Source organism: Brevibacterium sanguinis (assembly GCF_003315415.1).
GTDB classification, from domain to species: domain Bacteria; phylum Actinomycetota; class Actinomycetes; order Actinomycetales; family Brevibacteriaceae; genus Brevibacterium; species Brevibacterium celere_A.
Map to the genome: position 1 here is coordinate 514,144 of NZ_QNSB01000001.1, position 20,779 is coordinate 534,922.

Consider the following 20,779-nt stretch of genomic DNA (forward strand, 5'->3'; position numbering starts at 1 on the left):
TGGAGCCTGAACGGCTCCGACTCGTGAAGTAGTTGACGATGGACCTCCATCGCCAACGAATTGCAAAGGAGAACGGCACCATGCCGAAGCAGAAGACGAACAGCAGCGCCAAGAAGCGCATGCGCGTGACTGGCAGTGGAAAGATCATGCGTGAAGGCGTGAACAACCAGCACAAGTTTGAGCACAAGTCCTCGGCTCAGAAGCGTCGCGTCGGTGCCGACCAGGTCATCACCGGTGGAGATCGCAAAGTGGCCCGCAAGCTTCTGGGCAAGCTCAAGGGAAGGTGAGACCCTCTCGGGTCTCCATCCCGGAGCCTGTCATCGACAGGGCTCCCCACGCTTGAAGCCAGACACCGGCACCGCCGGTGGAACTATTTTTCGAAGGAGTAACACGTGGCACGTGTGAAGAGGGCGGTCAACGCTCACAAGAAGCGCCGGGTCATCCTTGACCGGGCAAGCGGCTACCGGGGACAGCGTTCGCGTCTGTACCGCAAGGCCAAGGAACAGGTCATCCATTCGCTCGTCTACAGCTACCGCGATCGTCGCGCCCGCAAGGGTGACTTCCGCCGTCTGTGGATCCAGCGCATCAACGCCGGCGCGCGCGCCAACGGCATGACGTACAACCGCTTCATCCAGGGTCTCAAGGCCGCTGGCATCGAGGTCGACCGTCGCATGCTCGCCGAGCTCGCAGTGAATGACGCTCCTACGTTCGCGCACCTCGTCAAGGTCGCCAAGGAAGCTCTTCCTGCTGACGTCAACGCAGCCAAGACCGAAGCTGCCTGAAACTCCTGAGCCCTGATCCGGGCTCCGTGCCGCAGCACCGCGAGAGCGTGTGCCGGCCACCACGAACGGTCCCGAGCCCGCAGAGGTTCGGGACCGTTCGCTGTGCCTGACCGAGTCAGATCCTTCCGCCAGCACTCCAACCGATCGAGAACGTGGGCCATGAAACTTCCAGACGTCATCACCTCCCCGCAGTCGAAGCGGATCAAATCCGCCCTCCGGCTGCTGCGCCGCAATCACCGCAAGACCACCGGCCAGTTCCTCGTCGAAGGCCCGCAGGCCGTGCGTGAGGCGCTCGAGCGGCATGTGGAGCTCGGTCTGCAGCCGCAGAATCGCATCGTCACTGACGTCGTCGGGTCGGTGGGGGAGCGCAATGGTGCCGTTCTCGAGCTCTTCATCACCGAGGAGGCCTCCGAGCGCCATCCCGAGTTCGTAGAGACCGTCAGGGCCCAGCGAATCCGCTGGAACATCGTCGCCGAGGATGTGCTCACCGAACTCGCCACCACCGTCAACTCCCAGGGCGTCGTCGCCGTCTGCGCTCAGCTCGACGTCGAGCTCACCTCAGTGATGACGAAGGACGCCCAGCTCATCGTCGTCCTGTCCCAGGTCCGCGACCCCGGCAACGCCGGCACGATCATCCGCCTGGCCGACGCCGCCGGCGCTAACGCCGTGGTTCTCACGTCCTCGAGTGTCGACGTCTACAACGACAAGACCGTCCGCTCGACGGCTGGTTCCCTGTTCCACGTCCCCGTCGTCACCGGGGTCGGCCTCGCCGAGGTGACCGAACTCGCCCGTGCCCGTGGCCTGCAGGTCCTCGCCGCCGATGCCAACGACGAGGCGCACGACCTCCACCATCCGTGGGACTCCGGCCTCGACCTCAGCGCCCGCACCGCCTGGGTGTTCGGCAACGAGGCCTGGGGGATGAAGAGCTCCGACCTCGAGCAGTGCGACGCCTCCGTCGCCGTCCCCATCTACGGCCAGGCCGAGAGCCTCAACCTCGCCACCGCCGCCAGCGTCTGCATCTACGAATCCGCCCGCAACCAGCGGATGTGAACGGCTGGCTCGCTGCCGTTTCCACCTTAGGATGGTGAACGTGACATCCCAACATGGAACGTACTTCGAGGCTTCTGGCACCAAGGCGAAGTTTTCTGATGCATTATCTGCCTGGGTGCCGATTGCCTACGAGATTTTGGTTCAGACAGCCAGTACGTATAACCAGACTTTGACTTACAAGGATCTTACTGAAGCAGTTCAGAGTCGCTCGGGCATTCGCACGAAGATGCTGATCAGCAACTGGAGCGGTGACCTGCTCGAACAAGTTGCTAGACGTGCAGCTGCAGAAGGAGAACCTCCGCTGACGTCCTTGTGCGTTCATCAAGATGGAACTATTGGTGATGGCTACAGGCAAGCACCCAAGTCAGTTTCCAGCGATCCTGACATTGATGTTGAAGATCTTGCCGCACAGCACCGGCTGCTTTGCTACCAAAGATATTCTTCAGATCTTCCCGCCGATGGTGGAGAACCAACGTTGACTCGACAGGTCGCTGAAGTCAGCAGCCGAGCTAGGTTGAGCGCCACTAAGCGACGGGACGTTTGTCCGATCCACTTTGTAGAGCTGCCTTCAACGGGCATTTGTGACGATTGCTGATTAGAGTCACGCTCAATTTTCGCTATCTTTGAAGAGCTTCCGATCGGCCGATAGTTCCCACTGGCGCAGGAGCAGATCCTTCGCGACGCGCCGGCCCGTCGAGACTCAGCAACCACGGAGCTTGTCGATGAGCACTCCTCGAATCTCCGACGGTTCACCCGGTCCAGACTTCCATCGTTCTGCAAGGCTCCGGCGAATGCCTGTTCAACCGAATGCTTGAGCCAGCTCGTGGAACGAGTGGACCTCAACTGAACCGTTGACCGAGAATTCGCGATCGTCGTCTGCGGCGCCAGGAGGCCGTTTTCTGTGCGGTCGAGTCGGCTGTTATCCACAGGAGAATTCGCGACCATTGCCAGTGGTATCAGCCGGCATTCACTCTGGGCTTATGTATGTGTGCTTGTCTGTGGCAGAACTCCACGCCGCCGGTTTGACGACCTATCAGATCAGTCTGGCGCGGAAATGCTGCCTGAAGCGCGTTCGTCGAGGAGTCTATGTCGTTGCTCTATCGTGTCCGAACCCTGAGCACGAACTGCTATCGAGGCTCGCCTCATCCTCGATCACCGATCTTCCCATGGAGCAAGGCGGCTTGCGCAAGAAGAGGGAAGAGCACCGCATTCTAGTGCGGTCATTTGTCGGGGCTCTGCCGCCCAACAGCATGTTCTCGCACATGAGTGCGCTGATCGTGCACGGCCTGCCGGTGCCCTACTTCCAACAGAATGTTCCGCTACGTGTGGAGACGATCCACCCGCGCCACAGTGTTCGCAGTACGACGATGCTCATTCGACAGCGTGTCTGTCTCGACACGGACAGTGCTGTCGTCGATGGAATTCCAGTGACATCGCTGCTGCGAACTCTGTGGGACATCGGCCGGGACTATCCACTGCCCTTCTCTGTCGCAGTCGGTGACGCGGCGATCCATAACCGGCTGACCACGACCGAGGAATTGGCCTCCTACTGTGATTCTCACCCGGCGCGAACCCATCAGAACCGAATCGACTTGATGCGCGAACACATCGATGGTCGCCGTGAATCAATCGGCGAATCGATCTGCGCGATTCGATTCGTCGAATACGCCATCACCGGTTTCGAGCCTCAAGTGGAGTTCTTCAACGAGTACGGCGATGTTGAGGCCCGCCCCGACTTCACTCACAAGAAGGCGAAGGTCATTGCCGAGTTCGATGGCGAGGGGAAGTACTATCTTTCCGGCGACGACCCGAAACGAGCCTTCGAGCGTGAACGGCGACGCGAGTACAGACTGCGGAATCGTGGCTACACCGTTTTCCGCATTCGTTGGGCCGATCTGTTCTCCGCTGACCTCTTTCTCCGAATCAAGGCGTGCGTCGAAAGGAACTTGGCGGAGGGCCCATCGCGTCGCCGAGGGTGATGCGATCGGTTGACTCAAGAGTTCGTCGGGTCTGCAAAACGCCGGGGCGTAGCAATTCGTCCGAACTCTTGAGTGAGACTCTGGAGGCTGTGGGCCGCGAGTCAGGTCGTGAGTGAGACATCTGCCAATCCAGCCTCACTGACGCTGTCTATCCTCACCGGCGACGACGTGATTCTCTGAGGCCATCCGGTCTCATCGCCCCGACCTGCCTCGCCGGCCCATCCAGCCCGCCGGCCCGCCCAGCCTCACCGCTCCTGCAACTCGTCGATGAGCACTCTGTGGTTCTCGGAGTAGTCGATCGGCACGACGATCAGCTGCACGCCCCCATCAGCGAACGCCGATTCCAAGGCCGAACCCAGCTCGGAGACATCATCGACCCGCCGGCCGGTGGCACCATAGGCCTGCGCGTAGGTGACGAAGTCGGGGTTGCCGTAGGTCAGGCCGTAGTCGGGCAGGTTCTCGACGTCCTGCTTCCAGCGGATCATCCCGTAGGCGTGGTCCTCGACGATGACGACCACCAGATTGAGTCCGAGTCGCACCGCGGTTTCCAGCTCCTGGCTGTTCATGAGGAATCCGCCGTCGCCGCAGACGGCCATCACCCGACGGTCCGGATGCAACAGCGCAGCAGCCATTGCGGACGGCAGCCCCGCACCCATGGTCGCCAGGGCATTGTCGAGGAGCAGGGTGTTGGCTCGCGTGGTCCGGTAGTTGCGGGCGAACCAGATCTTGTACATGCCGTTGTCGAGGGCGACGATCCCGTCTTCGGGCATCACTGCGCGGACCTCGTGGACGATGCGCTGTGGAGTGAAACGGTTCTCGGTCGCTCTGTCGGCGACCCGGGCCAGGATCCCCTCCCGCAGCGGCAGCAGCTCCTGCGCGTGGGGGACCTGTCCCTCGAGGCGATCGGCCAGAAGCGGCAGAGTCGGGCTGAGGTCGCCGATCACCTCGTACTGCGGGAAGTAGACCTGTTCGACGACTGCTGCGCGATATCCGATGTGCACGACGGTCGGCCCCTCCTCATCCATCGTGAAGGGCGGCTTTTCGGTGGTGTCGTGGCCGATCGTGACGATGACATCGGCCTGATCGATCGCGTCGTGGACGTAGTCGCCCTCGGAGAGCGCGGCCGTGCCCATGTACAGCTCGGTCGATCCCGACACCGTGCCCTTGCCCATCTGCGTCGTGAAGTAGGGGATCCGCACTCGGGCCACGAAGTCCGCCAGCGGTTGACTTGCCCCGACGCGGGATGCATCCGCGCCGAGCATGAGGAGAGGCCGTTCGGCCCGGCGGATCACCTCGGCGGCGGTGTCGAGGGCGTGGGCGCTGCCCACCGCGCGGTCGGTGACGTGGGGGCGGATGAGCGCGATCTGCTCGACCGGGGTCGCGGCGATGTCCTCGGGGAATTCCAGATGTACGGGTCCCGGGCGTTCCTCGACGGAGACGCGGAAGGCGTCGCGGACCAGGGTGGGGATCATCGCCGCCGAGGCGATCTGACGGGTCATCTTCGTCAGCGGGGTCATCGTGGCGACGGTGTCGACGATCTGGAAGCGGGCCTGCTCGGCGGAGAGGATCCCCTTCTGGCCGGTGATCATGACGAGCGGCATCCCGCCCAGCTGCGCGTAGGCCGATCCCGTCGCCAGGTTGAGGGCGCCGGGGCCCAGCGTCGTCAGGACCACTCCGGGCTTGCCCGTCAGTCGCCCTTCGGTGGCAGCCATGAACGCAGCGGCCTGCTCGTGACGAGTGAGGACGAGTTCGATGCTGGAGCGGCGGATGGAATCGAGGAGATGGAGATTCTCCTCGCCGGGGAGGGCGAAGATGCGCTCGACGCCTTCGTTGACGAGGGCCTGGACCATGGCATCGGAAGCTGTCTGGGTCGTCATGATTCGACATTAACGTGCAGGCGGCCAGCCCGACACCCCTCCTCGGGAGGACGCTATGCCGCAGGTTCCCGAGGCTGCCTCGCTCGCACACGTGCAACGACGACGAGCAGCACCGCGGCGGCGAAGCTCGCCACGCAGACGAGGAACCCGTAGAACGGGAGTCCATACGAGGTCGTCGTGAACTCGAGACCGGAGATGGTCTCCCCGGTGCAGGTGAGACGCGGAGGCAGGTAGTGGGACTCCACCGAGTGTCTGAGCACCTCCTCGCCCTCAACGGTGGACGGACAGACCAACAGGCCACCCGACCTCGACGCGATCAACCCCCGGAGGAACTGGGCGATTACGGTGAGCGGAGTGAGAACGCAGGCCACGACGAGGAGGCGGACCACCCACATCTGCGCCCGGGCACCGAATCGACGGTCTGCTCGATCGGCACCATTCGGCGATCCGTCCATCATCCGTGCGACGATTGGTCTCAGGACCATGGCAGTTACCGCTATCACCAGCGCAACTACACTGAGCCCCGCGATGACCACGGCGAGAATGGGGAGCACCGAGGTGCCCGCGAAGTGCTCCTGCTGGGCGAATCCTCCGTCGGCGAGCATCGCCTCGCACCGGTAGGTCGACGGCCCGACCCTGATGAGCTCGATCTCGTCGGCTCGGGCGCCCATCTCGATGAGATCGGCACATTCTTCCGCCGGTCCCCGACGCATGGCTCGGGAGATAACGAGGGACGATCGGACTGTCTCGGCGACTCCGAGCGCGATCGCCGCGACGAGCCCGAGAAGTGGAATGAGGACCCTCAACGGGACCGCAGTGAAGAACGCCAGCAATGCAGAGAAGCGCGCTGGCCGCGCAGAGTAGCGAAACAACTCCCTAACGAAGTGACCCCGCCGATCAGCTGAGCGGGCAGTCCGCGTCAACTCGTCGACCGCGCGGTCTGGGCCGTCGTCGAGTTGCTGACGAGCTCCCACACGTGCCCGTCCGGATCGGAGAAGTAGCCCATGTAAGAGCCCTCTTCGACGACCGGGGGATAGGAGGTGCCGCCCGCCCAGGCGGCTCGGCGCAGAATGTCGTTGATCTCGTCCCTGCTTCCGAATGCGCACGAGATGACCGTCGCACCGGGAATGGGCTGGCCCGCATGGAAGTTGCCCGAGTGGACGAGGTAGTTCGCGTACTCACTCGACTCGATGAAGAAGAGGGAGAGGTTCGGCAGCTCGAACGCGACGATCCCCTCATCGATGCCGTCGGTCTCCAGCCCCAGACCGTCACGGTAGAAGGCGAGAGTGATCTCGGGATTGACCACCGGAAGCGACAGCACAGTCGTCAGAGGTTTCATGGGGCCAGTCTATGAGGGCCACAGTGACGAGTTGGAGCCGCCGCAGTTGACATGTGGACCGGGAGTTGGAAGACGACGCCGAGGCGATAGACTGCATGATTGAAATCCGTCCAATGTGATTAGACACGACGCACAATCTGACTATACGGTAACTGGTTCTCCCGAACGGACTGCTGCGCGTAACGACCCTCGATGAAGGACTTTGATGACTGACCAACTCGACCCTCTGGACGAGTCTGCCGTGAACGCCGCCGTGGAGGCGGCGATCGCGGCATTCGCGGCCGCGAGCACCCTCGACGATCTCAAGCAGGCGAAGATCGAGCACACGGGCGACAAGTCGCCCCTGGCGCTCGCCAACCGTGCGATCGGCGGACTCGACAAGAGCGAGAAGGCGGCGGCCGGCAAGATCGTCGGCAAGTCCCGCGGTCAGGTGAAGAAGGCCCTCGATGCGCGCCAGGAGGAGCTCGAGGCCGAACGCGACGCCGCCGTCCTCGTCGAGGAGTCCATCGACGTCACCCTGCCGAGCAACCGCCGGCAGCTCGGCGCCCGTCATCCGCTCTCCCTCATCCAGGAGCAGGCCGCGGACTACTTCGTCGGCCTCGGCTGGGAGGTCGCGGAGGGCCCGGAGATCGAATCCGAGTGGCTCAACTTCGACGCGCTCAACTTCGGTCCCGACCATCCCGCCCGGCAGATGCAGGACACGTTCTTCGTCGACCCCGCCGAGGCGGGCCTCGTCCTCCGTACGCACACGTCCCCGGTCCAGTCGCGCTCCCTCCTCGAGCGCGGCGTGCCGCTCTACGTCGTGTGCCCAGGCAAGACGTTCCGCACCGATGAGCTCGACGCCACGCATACGCCGGTGTTCCACCAGATCGAGGGCATCGCCATCGACAAGGGCCTGACCATGGCCCACCTGCAGGGCACCCTCGACGGCTTCGCTCGAGAGATGTTCGGCCCCGAGTCGAAGACCCGGCTGCGCCCGAGCTTCTTCCCCTTCACCGAACCGAGCGCCGAGATGGACTTCTGGTTCCCCAACAAGGTCGGCGGCGCCGGCTGGATCGAATGGGGCGGCTGCGGCATGGTCCACCCCAACGTCCTGCGGGCGGCCGGCATCGACCCCGATGTCTACCAGGGCTTCGCCTTCGGCATGGGCATCGAGCGCACCCTGATGCTGCGCGAAGGAATCAACGATATGCACGACATGGTCGAAGGCGATGTGCGCTTCTCGGCCCGTTTCGGAATGAAGGCTTGATATGCGCGTCCCACTGAACTGGCTGGCCGACTACGTCGATCTCCCCGCCGACACGGATCCCCATGCCCTGGCCGCGGAGTTCGCCGCGATCGGTCTCGAGGAAGAGGACTTCTACGGCCCCGAGGTGACCGGCCCCCTCGTCGTCGGTCGCGTGCTCGAGATCGAGAAGGAAGAGCACTCGAACGGCAAGACGATCAGCTGGTGCCGCCTCGACGTCGGCCCCGAGCACAACGAGGCCGCCGACGACCCGAAGGACCCGCAGCCCGGCGAGCAGCGTCCGAGCCGCGGCATCGTCTGCGGTGCCCACAACTTCGTCGCCGGCGACCTCGTCGTCGTCTGCCTGCCCGGCGCCGTCCTGCCCGGCGACTTCCGGATCGCGGCCCGCAAGACCTACGGCCACACCTCCGACGGCATGATCTGCTCGGCCCGCGAGCTCGGCCTCGGCGAGGATCATGACGGCATCATCGTCCTCACCGACCTCGGGCTCACCGGGGAACCGGGCGACGATGCGATCGCGCTGCTCGGCCTCGACCAGGTCACCCTCGACGTCAACGTCACCCCGGACCGCGGCTACCAGCTGTCGATGCGCGGCATCGCCCGCGAGTACGCCCAGATGAAGGGCCAGGACTTCACCGACTTCGGCAGCACTGACGTCGCCGAGGTGAACGCCCCCACCGCTGACGGCTACCCCGTCGTCATCGAGGACGTAGGCCCCATCGACGGCGTCCCCGGATGCGATCAGTTCACAACGCTCCAGGTCACCGGGCTCGACCCGAGCCGACCGACCCCGTTCTGGATGCAGCGCCGGCTCCAGCAGGCCGGGATGCGGCCGATCAGCCTCATCGTCGACGTGACCAACTACGTCATGCTCGAACTCGGCCAGCCGCTGCACGCCTACGACCGTGCCCTGCTCGCGCACGAGATCGTCGTCCGCCGCGCCGAGGCGGGGGAGAAGTTCACGACCCTCGACGACATCGAGCGGACCCTGCACCCCGAGGATCTCCTCATCACCGACCGCGGCGTCACCGGCTCGAAGATCATCGGCCTGGCCGGAGTCATGGGCGGAGCCGCCGTCGAGGTCAACGGCCAGACCACCGAGGTCGTCATCGAGGCCGCGCACTTCGACCCGATCTCCATCGCCCGGACCTCGCGTCGACACAAGCTGTCCTCGGAGGCCTCGCGGCGCTTCGAACGCGGAGTCGACCCGAAGCTCGGTCCCGTGGCCGCCCGCCGCTGCGCCGACCTCCTCGTCGAACTCGGCGGCGGGACGCTCAGCCCCGCGACCACGCGGTACGGCCAGGATCCGGAGCCGACCGTCATCGACCTCGCGGTCGCCCGGGTGGGCGACGTCGTCGGCGTCGACTACTCGGCCGACGAGGTGACGACCCTGCTGCGCGGCATCGGCGCCGAGGTGGAGGCGAAGACCGCCGACGCGACGACGGCAGGCACCACCGACGCGACCACCCTCACCGTCACCGTCCCCAGTTGGCGCTCAGACATCACCGCGGACATCGACCTCATCGAGGAAGTCGCCCGCACCGGCGGCTACCATCGCATTCCCTCGGTCCAGCCCCCGGCGCGGGCCGGGCGCGGCCTCACCGAGGCGCAGCGGACGCGGCGCCGGGTCTCCAACCTGCTCGCCTCCGACGGGTACACCGAGGTTCTCAGCTACCCGTTCACCTCGGTGAAGCGGGATGACGAGTTCCGCCTCGATGCCGACGACGAGCGCCGGAAGCACCTGCGCCTGGCCAACCCGATGTCCGAGGACCTGCCGCTCATGCGCACGACCCTCCTGTCGACCCTCGTCGACACGGTGGTCCGCAACCTCGGACGTGGGGCCAAGGACGTCGCACTCTTCGAGGTCGGGCTCGTGTCCACCTCGGCGGGACTGCCCACCCGCCCGGGACCGCGGCACCTGCCCGGCTACCACCCGAGCGAGGCCGAGCTCGCCGAGGTCTACGGCTCGGTGCCCAAGCAGCCGCTCCACTACGCGGGAGTCATCGCCGGCAACGTCGAGCTGCCCGGCGTCTGGGGCAAGGGCCGGCGCGCCGAGGCGACGGACGTCATCGACACGGTCCGCCGGATCGCTGCCGTCAACGGAGTCGACGTCACCGTCGTCGCCGATGACATCGCGCCCTGGCATCCGGGTCGGCTGGCGAAGTTCGTCCTCGCCGACGGTCAGTTGCTCGGCCACGCGGGTGAGCTCCACCCGAAGGTGTGCGAGAACCTCGGCCTCCCGGCGCGGACCGTCGCCTTCGAGATCGACGGCGATGCCCTGCTCGCGCAGACGGATCAGCGCAGCTGGGCCGGTGCGCTGTCGACCTACCCGGTGTCCCGCCAGGACGTCGCCCTCATCGTCGACGCCGACCTGCCCGCCGCGACCCTCGCCGCGACCCTCGAGGAAGGATCCGGGGAGGAGCTGGAGCTGCTCGAGACCTTCGACCTCTACACCGGCGACCAGCTGCCTGAGGGCAAGAAGTCGCTGGCGTTCCGGATGACCTTCCGCGCCGCCGATCGCACGCTCAAGGCCGATGAGGCCTCGGCGATGCGGGAGGCCGCGACGGCTCTGGCCGCCGAGCGCCACGGGGCCCAAGTCCGCAGCTAGTCGTGACACAATTGGACCCGGTTCGCCGACACAACGGCGGGCCGGGTCCATCGTCGTTCCCCGTGCCAAGGAGCCCCAGTGTCAGACGCCACCACCCCCGCCGCGCAGTCCCCGGACCACGTGAACGGTGAAGCGGTGCCCGCCGAGACGATCGCCGTCATCACCGGCGGTGCGCGCGGGATCGGCCGCCACCTCGCCGAGGCGTTCGCATGGGCCGGCTACCACGTGGCCCTGACGGCCACCTCGGCGCAGAAGGCCCAGGACGCGGCGGCCGAAGTCGCGATCGCGACCGGGGGAGCGGCCTCCGGGTTCGGGCTCGTCGTCGACGACGCGAACTCCGTCGCCCACTTCGTCGAGGAGATCCGCGCCCTCGAGTCCGCGACCTCCCGGCGCGCCCTCGTGCTCGTCAACAACGCCGGGCGCATCGAATCGACCGAGGGCCCGATCTGGGAGGCGGATCCGGCGAGCCTCGCCGCGGTCGTCAACGCCAATGTCCTCGGCGTCGCGCTCATGCTCAACGCCTTCGCCCCCGTCCTCATCGCCAACGCCGAGGCGACCGGCCGTCCTGCCCGCATCATCGATCTCAACTCCGGCTCAGGGGCGCAGGGCACCCCCGCCTACGCGGTGTACTCGGCGTCGAAGGCCGCCCTGTTCCGGCTCGCCGACTCCGTCGTCCGCTTCGGCCACGATCAAGGTCTGCGGATCTTCGAGATGGCGCCGGGTGTCGTCGAGACCGCGATGACGAAGTCGATGCCCGTCCACGACCACCGCGGCGCCGGCGACTGGACGACGCCGTCCCAGGTCACCGAGCTCGCACTCGCGCTCGCCTCGGGGGAGCTCGACGCGTTCACTGGCCGCTACGTGCGCGCCGGTGCCGACACCCCTGAATCCCTCCTCGCCGAGGCGGACGGCGGGCTCAGCGACACCGCCCGCCGGCTCGTCCTCGGCTGAGAGACCCATGACGGGGACCGGTCATGGGTGACACACCGCTGCGGACGCTGCTCATCGACAACTACGATTCGTTCACGTTCAACCTCTTCCACTATCTCGCCGAGGTCAACGGCTGCGAACCCGTCATCGTGCCCAATGACTGGGCCGAGTGGGATCTTAAAGTGCTCGAGTCCTTCGACAACGTCGTCATCTCCCCGGGTCCCGGTGCGCCCGATCGAGGCGAGGATTTCGGGATCTGCGCGGAGGTGCTCGACCGGGCCGAGATCCCGGTGCTCGGCATCTGCCTCGGCCACCAGGGTCTGGCGATCAGCGGGGGAGGAGCCGTCGGTCATGCTCCCGCGCCCATGCACGGGCGGGTCTCGGCAGTCGAGCACACCGGTGAGGATCTCTTCGGCGGCTTGCCCTCGCCGCTGAACGTCGTCCGCTATCACTCGCTCACCGTCACCGAGGTGCCCGCCGGTCTCGACGTCACCGCGCGGACCGTGGACGGTGTCGTCATGGGGCTGCGGCATCGGTCCCGGCCGCAGTGGGGTGTGCAGTTCCATCCCGAGTCGATCTCGACCGAGCATGGTCTCGAGCTGGTGCGGAACTTCGCGCGGTTGACGAGGGCGTGGCAGGTGGAGCGGGGAGTGACGCCGGTTCTCCGGCGCACCGAGCCACCGGACGCTCTCGAGGCCGATGAGCGGACTTCGGTCGTCCCTCAACGGGCAGCGGCCAAACGACACTTCGTCCTCCATGCGCGGCAGCTGGCGATGTCGCGTTCGAGCGAGGCGCTGTTCTCCGCACTCTTCGCCGGGGATTCGACCGCAGTCTGGCTCGATGGCAACCTGCCTGGGCACGCCTCTTCGCGGTTCTCGATCATGGGTGCCCCGACCGGTCCGCTCAGCCGCATCGTCCGGGCCGATGTCGCGACCGGCACCGTCACCGTGACGTCTGCCGCGGGGACGGAGACCATCACGTCCGGATTCTTCGACTGGCTCGACGCGGATCTCGCGTCGACCGAGCTCACCCTCGCCGAGGCGACCCCGAAGCTGCCGTTCGAGTTCCGCCTCGGATGGGTCGGGTACCTGGGCTACGAACTCAAGGCGGAGGTCGGGTCTCCTCTTCGTCATGTCTCCGACAGTCCGGATGCGCTGATGATGTTCCTCGACCGGGCCCTCGTCATCGATCACGAGACGGGGACCGTCCACCTCCTGGCGCTCGCCGGCGATGGGGTGAGCGAGGCCGATTGCCGGACGTGGTTCGACGAGGTGGGTGCGGTCATCGCTACCGGCGACGAGTCTTTGGCCGCGCAGTCACGCGTCCAGCCGATGGGGGATCGATTGCCCGCGGGCCAGGTGTCCTCGGATCATTCGGCGCACGAACTCACCGTCCGGCATCCCCGCGCGGAGTATCTCGACCGGATCGAACGCGCCCAGCAGCTCATCACGGATGGGGAGACGTACGAGGTCTGCCTGACGACGATGCTCGAGACACCGTGGGCGTGTGATCCCCTGACGACGTACCGGCGGCTGCGCAGGGACAACCCCACCCCCTTCGGGGCCTTCCTCACGAGTCCCGAGGTCAGCGTGCTCAGCACCTCGCCCGAACGATTCCTGTCCGTGTCGGCTGGAGGGCATTGCGAATCGAAACCGATCAAGGGTACCCGTCCGCGCGGAGCCACCCAGGCCGAGGACGAAGCCCTCATCGGCGACATGGTGTCATCCGAGAAGGACCGGTCGGAGAACCTCATGATCGTCGACCTCGTCCGCCACGACCTCGGCCGTACGGCACAGCTGGGATCGGTGCAGGTGGACAAGCTCTTCGGGATCGAGAGTTATGCGACTGTCCATCAGTTGGTCTCGACTGTGAGCTCACAGCTCGATGTCCGGTCGACGCCGGTCGACTGCATTCGCGCTGCCTTCCCACCCGGATCGATGACTGGTGCGCCGAAGCTGAGGACGATGTCGATCATCGACGAGCTCGAGGACGGCCCTCGCGGCGCCTACAGCGGCGCGATCGGCTACTTTTCACTCAACGGCGCTGTCGACCTCAGCGTCCTCATCCGGACCTCGGTGATCGCCGATGGCGCTCTTCGGTACGGGGTTGGGGGAGCGATCGTCGCGCTCTCGGATCCGGTCGAGGAGTACGTGGAGACGGTTGTCAAGGCGACACCTCTGTTGCGACTGCTCGGCGATGCCCGTTTTCCTGGGCACGTCGATCAAGCGGCGGTGCTCCCATGACGGCCTGGGTATGGAATGCCGCTGCTGCCGACTTCGAACCGACCGAGATCGAAGGGCCGCTGCTCGTCGCCGATTCCTGGCTGGTCGTCAACGGCAGGTCGCGCAGCCTCGACCCCCACCGCGAACGGTTTACCCGCAGTGCCCGCGAGCTCGGCTTGCCCGTGCCGGAGACCGACGAATTCTGGACACAGCTCGTGTCCCTGGTGCCGTTCGAGGGGGAGTGGTTCCCGAGGATGGAGTTCGTCGCCCCCACTGGCAGCGGTGACATCCCCGCCTTCGTCTTCCGGGTCCGTCCTGCGCCGCCTCGCAAACGAGAAATGAAGCTGTGGATCCCGCCGTTTCCCGACCCTCGCAAGAGCCCAAGGATCAAGGGTCCGGACATCCCGCTCCTCAACGAGTTGCGCCAAGAGGCCGTGGAGCACGGTTGCGACGACGTCCTGCTCTATGACGTCGACGGCCATGTGCTTGAGACCGGGACCTCGAGTTTGCTGTGGTGGGAGGGCGACACGCTCTGTGTCCCGGACCCGAGCCTGCCGCTCCTTCCTGGAACGACGTCGGCGAGGATGCTCACCGCGGCGAGAACTCAAGGATTACAGATTGTCCACCGACGCATCCGGATTCCCGAACTGTCGGCCACCGAAGTGTGGACGGTGAATGCGCTTCACGGTATTCGCATCGTCGTGCAGCTGAGCGATGATGCCTCTGCGACTCCCGCAAGCGCATCACCTTCAAGGATTCGCACCTGGCGACTTCAGCTGGAGACTGAGCGGCGGGCGCAGACCCGGTCTCCGTGACTCGGCCCGGTTGCTGTGCCATCGTTTGCACTGGTCATCAGCCCCGAACCGACGGTTGCTTCCGGCGGCATCTGGAATTGCCGAACTCACCGTCGTGTTGTAGTAGTGACATGTGCCAGGAGCTGGTGATCAGGCAGTGTCACCGCACACGACTGCCGACTCACCTGGCTGAAGCGGAACAAGCACGTCGGACATCCCTGCAGCATCGAACGCGGCCACACCTGTTGCCAGGTCCTCACGGAAATGTTCCCACGAGTCATGGTGAACAAGAATCGCCTTCTTGACTTTCAGGGTTCGCGCGGCCTCGACGGCGTCAGCGGCACTGAGGGTGAGGTTCTGGCCGTCGAGGCTGTCGAAACCGGCGCGGCCCGCGAAGAGGATTGCGACGTCAATCGGTCCGGCGTAGCTGGGGACGGTGTGCACCACGTCCAGTTCCGAGTTGTCACCACTGATGTAGACGGTGGGGCCGCCTTCGCTGGTCAGGACGAATCCGATGACGGTTGACATCTCCCAGATCCCGTCCGGTCCGTGCTTCGCCGGAACAGCATGCACTGTCAGCGAGCTGCCACCTGAGAGGCGAACGGTGCTGGAATCTCCTGGCTGCATCGTATCGACGTCACGTCCCACGAGTTCGGCGACCACGGGCGTGGTGAATACCCGGTCCGCGCTCCGGAGCACCCCTCGCCCGGCACGATCCAGGTTGTCGTCATGCTCATGTGATGCAAGCACGATATCAACGTGGCCCAGTTCATCGAGGGGAACTTCTGGCCCCCGCGTCTTGACCATCTCGCCAACCTCGTTGGGATAGGTCCCAGGTGGATCGAACGTCGGGTCGATCACGATTCGCGCACCGGCATACTCAAGAATTGCCGTGGGGCCGCCGACCAGAGTCACTCGCATTTTCGTCTCCTTAGTTCGCTGTTTTCATCGCTGTTCTACTGTGAGTCAGGGCACGTGGGCTCCCGCAGTGTCGATGGGTGTGCCGGTCCTGGTCGCTCTGACGATGTCGTCTCCTGCTTGAGCTTAAGGAAAGACGGCCGGTAGGACGAGGGCCAATTCACGATCGGCCGATCATCAACACAGATGGATCAGCCACCATGCCTATCGCTCTTCGATATTCGCTCTTGGAGCCGCAGTGGACCAGTCGACGAAGCCGGACGGGTCAGCAGGCGGCGCTGCTGACCCGTCCGGCCTCTTTCAGTCCTCCATATCCGACACGATCGCCTGCAGCGTCGTGATGATCGATGTGATGTCATCATCGGTCATCGGCACCGACAGCGAGAGTTCGCCGCGGTGGACGGGGAAGAAGCCTCGATTGGCCAGTTCCAGAGACACCGTCTGTGTCTTCTCCGCATCGACATTGCGATTGTGATCCCGGTGATTGCGCAGAGGAGACTCACTGTCCTTCATGTACGCGTAGCCCAGATGGGAGAATCCGTAGCCGTGAATGCGGAACGCGCTGCCGCGCTCGCGAGACCAATCGTTGATCTCCTCCTTGATTCTCCGTGCGTGGGCGTTGAGCCTCGCGATCACGGTCTCATCGATCGCTTTCATGCAGGCGATCCCGGCTGCGAGCGAGAGCTTGTGCCCATGGTGAGTGCCGGAGATGACGGCACGCCCGTCCTCGAGGACCTTCATCACCTCGGCGGATCCGCCGACAGCGCCGAGCGGCATGCCGCCGCCGATGATCTTGCCCATCACGGTGAGGTCGGGAACGACTCCGAACTCCCCTTGCAGGCCGTGGTACCCGGCACGCAGAGAGATGGTCTCGTCGAAGATGAGGACGATGCCGAGTTCACGGGTGATCGCTCGCAGGCCGGTGACGAACTCTCTGTCCAACGCGACGAGTCCGCCGGCTCCGCTCTGCAGCTCCATGATGAGGCAGGCGATGTCCTCGTGCTTCTCCCGCAGGATCGTCTCGCAGGACGCGAGGTCGTTCTGGGGCAGCAGAACGACATTGCTCACCAGGTTCTCCGGGATGCCCCCGCTGTCCGGCGTCGCATTCGGAGCGTCATCCGGCCCATGGTCACCATGCGGATCCATATGCGAGGTGATCATCAGGGTGTCACTGAAACCGTGGTATCCACCCTCGAACTTGGCGATCTTCTGTCGACCGCTGTAGGCACGAGCGATGCGGACGGCACTCATGCAGGACTCGGTTGCCGAACAGGAGAAGCGGACCTTCTCGACCGATGGCACCCGGTCGATGAGGATGTCGGCGAGTTCTGCCTCGGCGCTCACCGGATTGCCGAACGAGACTCCGGACGGGATGGCCTCGAGCAGGGCATCACGAATGCCGGCGTGGTTGTGGCCGAACAGATTCACCGTGAAATTGTTGTTTAGGTCGAGCATGCGGACGCCGTCGACCGTGTCGATATATGCCCCCTCGCCGCGTTCGACGAAGATCGCGTGCGGACCGAAATTGAACGAAGTGCGGCTGTATCCACCGGGAATCGATGACTTCCCCTCCTCGGTGATCCGGGCCGACTCAGCGAAGGTGCTGGTGAATCTCTCGAGTGCCGATTCGAGCGTGACTGCGGGCATGAGTGGTCAATCCTCTCAGTTGAAGTGTGGAATGTGGGGTGTTCTCGAACTACGGCGACGCTCGAGTCAGAAGGGGAACGCCTGCGGTTGGGACCTCACGCTGATCCAGTGGTCGGTGGTGAATTCCTCGATCGCCCAATCACCGTTGAATCGACCGAGCCCGGAGTTCTTCTCACCGCCGAACATGACATGCGCCTCGTCCGACACCGTGATGTCGTTGATATGCGTCATGCCGGCCTTGATGCCCCGGGCGAAGCGCACTCCTCGTTCGATGTCGCGGGTGAAGACAGAGCTCGACAGCCCGAAGACCGTGTCGTTGGCCAATGCCAGTGCCTCGGCCTCGTCGGCGGCCCGGACGATGCCGACGATGGGGCCGAAGATCTCCTCACGGAAGAGCTCCATCTCCGACGTCACATCCGCGAACACCTGCGGGGCGACGACTCGGCCCTCGATCGGGCCGGCCACGACATGCCGTGCCCCTTCGGCCAGAGCCTGGTCGATCTTCTCCGTCAGGCTGCGCACCTGTTCATCATTGATGATGGGACCGACGATGGTTTCGCCCAGATCGGTCGAACCGAACCTCACGGTCTTCACGTGCTCGGTGAATCGGCGGACGAATTCGTCATAGATCTCCGCGGCGACGATGATCCTGTTCGCCGCCATGCAGATCTGCCCCTGGTGCAGGAACTTGGCCATCACCGCGGCCGGCACTGCCTGGTCGAGATCCGCGTCCGCGAGGACCACGAACGGGGCGTTCCCGCCGAGCTCGAGTGACACCCTCTTCATGTGCTTTCCACCGATCGCGATCTCGCCCAGGCGCTGTCCTACCGGCGTCGACCCGGTGAAGGAGATGAGGGAAGGGATCGGGTGCTCGACGAAGTGGTCGCCGATCTCCGAGCCAGAGCCGGGAACGACATTGAGCACGCCCGCCGGCAGACCCGCTTCCTCGAACACGCGAGCGAGGAGCAGACCACCGCTGATCGGGGTGTCCGAGGCGGGTTTGAGCACCACGGCGTTCCCGAGCGCGAGTGCCGGAGCGACCGACCGTTGAGAGAGGGTGAGGGGGAAGTTCCATGGGCTGATCACTCCCACCACCCCGACGGGCTCCCGGTAGACCCTGTTCTCCTTGCCGGGGGAGTTCGAGGGTGCGATCCTCCCGTGGACTCGGGTGGGGAATGTCGCCGCTTCTCGCGTTGCTCCGATGGTGATGTCGATCTCGACGTTGGCCTTGAGCTCCGAGGAACCCGATTCCGTCTTCAGCAGCTCGACGATCTCTCCCCGGTGAGCCTCGATGATGTCAGCGGCCCGGTTGAGAACGGCTGAGCGCTCCGCCGGAGGCAGCGCCGCCCATGCGGTCTGAGCCGCCTGCGCGGTTTCGAAGGCGAGGTCGACGTCCTGGGCCGATGCCTGACGAATGCGGGCGAGCTCCGTGTCGTCGAAGGGATTGCGATCGACGAGTGTGCGCTCCGAGGTCCCGTCCTGCCATCGGCCGACGAAGATCTGGTGCGGAACGGAAAGGGACTGAACGGTGGATTCTGACATGATGAGCCTTTCTCATGCTGAGTGTGGGGTGAAACGGTGTTCATTCCGAGGTGAGCAAGGTGTCGGATTCGGCTGATTCGGGCGGACATTCGTCGCGCATTCTCCACTGCTCATGCTCATACGGACCTCCTTGTCATGCAGCAGTCGAGTCACTGTCGTGTGCAATCAATCGTCGGAGCGGTGGTGGTCAATGACAACGGGCATTTCGAGATGGTCCGATCGCGAATTGAGAAATCGCAGATGAAACTGGTGCGGAACTCGGCTCTGTCGGCTCTCCTGGCTAGAGTCGATGTTCCCGATCGAGGATCGTCTGATCGTCGACGGCGATCGATTGATCTCATTCTGCGTCTTGAATGTGCTTTCGTGTGACCAGCATGCTTGGAGCATCGGGTGCATCGATTGAAGCAAGTCCGATACCCCACCACCAGCCGGGGCCCGCGACGACGCGCATAGAAGTTCAGCATTGTCGCGCGTCTGAGCGCTCTGATGAGGAATGATCGCGAGGATCGAAGATATGGAATTGAAGCGTATTGAACAAGCAGTGACGGGCCACCGGTCTGACATCATCGAGTTGAGTCAGTCGATCGGTCGGAATCCCGAGCTGATGTTCGAAGAACACGAGAGCTCGAGGCGGGTAGCCGAGCTGCTCTCATCGAACGGATTCGAGGTCGAGCACCCTGCTTGCGGCCTGGACACCGCTGTCATCGCCACCTACGGCACAGGGTCGCTCGTCGTCGGGATCGTCGCGGAGTACGATGCCCTCGACGGAATCGGGCATGGATGCGGGCACAACATCATTGCCGCCTCGGCGGTCGGGGCGGCCCTTGGTCTCAAAGGATTCGTCGACGAACTCGATCTCACGATCAAGTTCCTCGGCACCCCCGCCGAGGAAGGCGGAGGCGGAAAGGTCCTCATGCTTCGCGAAGGCGCCTGGGACGACTGCCACCTGTCCATGATGATCCATGGCACGTTCAGTCCGGCGTTGGGGTGCCAGTCGATGTCGTCGACCGGCCGGGACCTGGTGACGGCTCGCTTCACGGGCCGCGGTGCTCATGCGGCCTATATGCCTGAGGCCGGGCGGAGCGCGGCATCTGCGGTGACTCTCAGCCAGGTTGCCATCGGGTTGATGAGGCAGCACCTGCCGAAGGGCTCCGTGGTCTCCCCGTTGATCACCGAGGCGGGCATCCGCACCAATATCATTCCCGAGACCGCCGAACTCCACGTCGAGGTGCGTTCATTCGATCTCGACGATCGTCAGTCCATCATGACGACGATCGAGAACATCCTCACCGGCTGCGCTCAGGCCACCGAGACCACCGTGGAACTCACCCACCCAGATATTCCGTACGATCCGCTCAAGACTGATGATCGGATCGGCCGGATCTTCGACGAGACCATGGAGCAGGACCTCGGAATCGAGCTCATCGATCTGCGAGCCCATCCGGAGAAGACTCCGGCCGCCTCGACCGATATGGGCAACGTGTCACGGTACCTCCCCTCGATTCATCCTGTTGTCGCGCTGCGGGATTGCTCCGCTGTTCCCCATACCGCGGAATTCGCCGCTGCTGCGGTGTCACCGGCCGGAGATGAGGCCGCCTGCAATGGTGCCCTGGCGATGGCACTGACCACGGCCAAGGTCGCGTCCGACCCCGGCCTGCGTGCCGAGCTCATCGCCGAGCAGAAGACCCGGGCCCCCTATTCAGAGGCAGGGGCGCTCGGGACCCATTCGCACTCCTGATCAGGTCCGCGGACGAACCGATGCACCGGCAGGTCCCATGGCGGGGGCTGCCGGTGTTCTCGAGTTCGATCACGACGAATGCCGTGACTCAGCGGTGTGGGTGACGG

The 20,779-nt window shown here is 64.7% G+C and carries 17 protein-coding genes; 11 read left to right on the top strand and 6 right to left on the bottom strand.

Annotated features, from left to right (window positions below; all coding sequences use genetic code 11):
* The first annotated feature begins 80 nt into the window (after window positions 1–80).
* The 5 genes from rpmI (at window position 81) to DFO65_RS02370 (ending at window position 3,811) form a co-directional block, all read left to right on the top strand.
* A complete protein-coding gene (gene rpmI / locus DFO65_RS02355) occupies window positions 81–287 on the top strand; it encodes a 50S ribosomal protein L35 (protein ID WP_113902786.1) in 207 nt (68 codons plus the stop codon).
* Window positions 288–392: 105 nt separating this feature from the next.
* Window positions 393–782, top strand: coding sequence for a 50S ribosomal protein L20 (rplT, locus tag DFO65_RS02360; protein ID WP_113902787.1), 390 nt, complete (start codon window positions 393–395; stop codon window positions 780–782).
* A 159-nt stretch (window positions 783–941) separates the two neighbouring features.
* The gene (locus DFO65_RS02365) at window positions 942–1,832 is read left to right on the top strand and encodes a TrmH family RNA methyltransferase (RefSeq protein WP_113902788.1); all 891 of its coding nucleotides are present in this window, start codon (window positions 942–944) and stop codon (window positions 1,830–1,832) included.
* 40 nt (window positions 1,833–1,872) lie between these two features.
* Entirely contained in the window at window positions 1,873–2,427 is a 555-nt protein-coding gene (locus DFO65_RS16880) for a hypothetical protein (protein ID WP_147233207.1), read from the top strand.
* A 403-nt stretch (window positions 2,428–2,830) separates the two neighbouring features.
* Window positions 2,831–3,811, top strand: coding sequence for a hypothetical protein (locus DFO65_RS02370; protein ID WP_147233209.1), 981 nt, complete (start codon window positions 2,831–2,833; stop codon window positions 3,809–3,811).
* A gap of 245 nt (window positions 3,812–4,056) precedes the next feature.
* Here the strand turns inward: DFO65_RS02370 and DFO65_RS02375 are convergent, their stop codons facing one another.
* From DFO65_RS02375 to DFO65_RS02385, 3 genes are all read right to left on the bottom strand, one after another.
* Entirely contained in the window at window positions 4,057–5,688 is a 1,632-nt protein-coding gene (locus tag DFO65_RS02375; RefSeq protein WP_113902790.1) for an acetolactate synthase large subunit, read from the bottom strand.
* A 53-nt stretch (window positions 5,689–5,741) separates the two neighbouring features.
* A complete protein-coding gene (locus DFO65_RS02380) occupies window positions 5,742–6,359 on the bottom strand; it encodes a hypothetical protein (RefSeq protein ID WP_147236107.1) in 618 nt (205 codons plus the stop codon).
* Window positions 6,360–6,607: 248 nt separating this feature from the next.
* Window positions 6,608–7,027 carry a VOC family protein gene (locus tag DFO65_RS02385; RefSeq protein WP_113902792.1) on the bottom strand — a complete coding sequence of 140 codons (420 nt, stop codon included), beginning with the start codon at window positions 7,025–7,027 and terminating at the stop codon, window positions 6,608–6,610.
* 205 nt (window positions 7,028–7,232) lie between these two features.
* On the opposite strand from DFO65_RS02385, the gene pheS reads away from it, so the two are divergent.
* From pheS to DFO65_RS02410, 5 genes are all read left to right on the top strand, one after another.
* The gene (gene pheS / locus DFO65_RS02390; RefSeq protein ID WP_113902793.1) at window positions 7,233–8,276 is read left to right on the top strand and encodes a phenylalanine--tRNA ligase subunit alpha; all 1,044 of its coding nucleotides are present in this window, start codon (window positions 7,233–7,235) and stop codon (window positions 8,274–8,276) included.
* 1 nt (window position 8,277) lies between these two features.
* Complete coding sequence (pheT, locus tag DFO65_RS02395; RefSeq protein WP_113902794.1) at window positions 8,278–10,881, top strand: phenylalanine--tRNA ligase subunit beta; 2,604 nt, start codon at window positions 8,278–8,280, stop codon at window positions 10,879–10,881.
* A gap of 78 nt (window positions 10,882–10,959) precedes the next feature.
* Window positions 10,960–11,832 (top strand): SDR family NAD(P)-dependent oxidoreductase, encoded by an 873-nt coding sequence (locus DFO65_RS02400; RefSeq protein ID WP_113902795.1) that lies wholly within the window; start codon window positions 10,960–10,962, stop codon window positions 11,830–11,832.
* A 23-nt stretch (window positions 11,833–11,855) separates the two neighbouring features.
* Complete coding sequence (pabB, locus tag DFO65_RS02405) at window positions 11,856–14,054, top strand: aminodeoxychorismate synthase component I (protein ID WP_113902796.1); 2,199 nt, start codon at window positions 11,856–11,858, stop codon at window positions 14,052–14,054.
* Entirely contained in the window at window positions 14,051–14,848 is a 798-nt protein-coding gene (locus DFO65_RS02410) for an aminotransferase class IV (protein ID WP_113902797.1), read from the top strand. The genes pabB and DFO65_RS02410 overlap by 4 nt, the downstream gene beginning before the upstream one ends.
* A 129-nt stretch (window positions 14,849–14,977) precedes the next feature.
* Here the strand turns inward: DFO65_RS02410 and DFO65_RS02415 are convergent, their stop codons facing one another.
* The 3 genes from DFO65_RS02415 to DFO65_RS02425 form a co-directional block, all read right to left on the bottom strand.
* Window positions 14,978–15,748, bottom strand: coding sequence for an MBL fold metallo-hydrolase (locus DFO65_RS02415; protein ID WP_113902798.1), 771 nt, complete (start codon window positions 15,746–15,748; stop codon window positions 14,978–14,980).
* Window positions 15,749–16,045: 297 nt separating this feature from the next.
* The gene (locus DFO65_RS02420) at window positions 16,046–17,392 is read right to left on the bottom strand and encodes an aspartate aminotransferase family protein (RefSeq protein ID WP_113902799.1); all 1,347 of its coding nucleotides are present in this window, start codon (window positions 17,390–17,392) and stop codon (window positions 16,046–16,048) included.
* A gap of 66 nt (window positions 17,393–17,458) precedes the next feature.
* The gene (locus DFO65_RS02425) at window positions 17,459–18,934 is read right to left on the bottom strand and encodes an aldehyde dehydrogenase family protein (protein WP_113902800.1); all 1,476 of its coding nucleotides are present in this window, start codon (window positions 18,932–18,934) and stop codon (window positions 17,459–17,461) included.
* Between the two features lie 514 nt (window positions 18,935–19,448).
* Here DFO65_RS02425 and DFO65_RS02430 point away from each other — a divergent pair.
* Window positions 19,449–20,672 (top strand): M20 family metallopeptidase, encoded by a 1,224-nt coding sequence (locus tag DFO65_RS02430; protein WP_281268739.1) that lies wholly within the window; start codon window positions 19,449–19,451, stop codon window positions 20,670–20,672.
* Window positions 20,673–20,779: the final 107 nt, after the last annotated feature.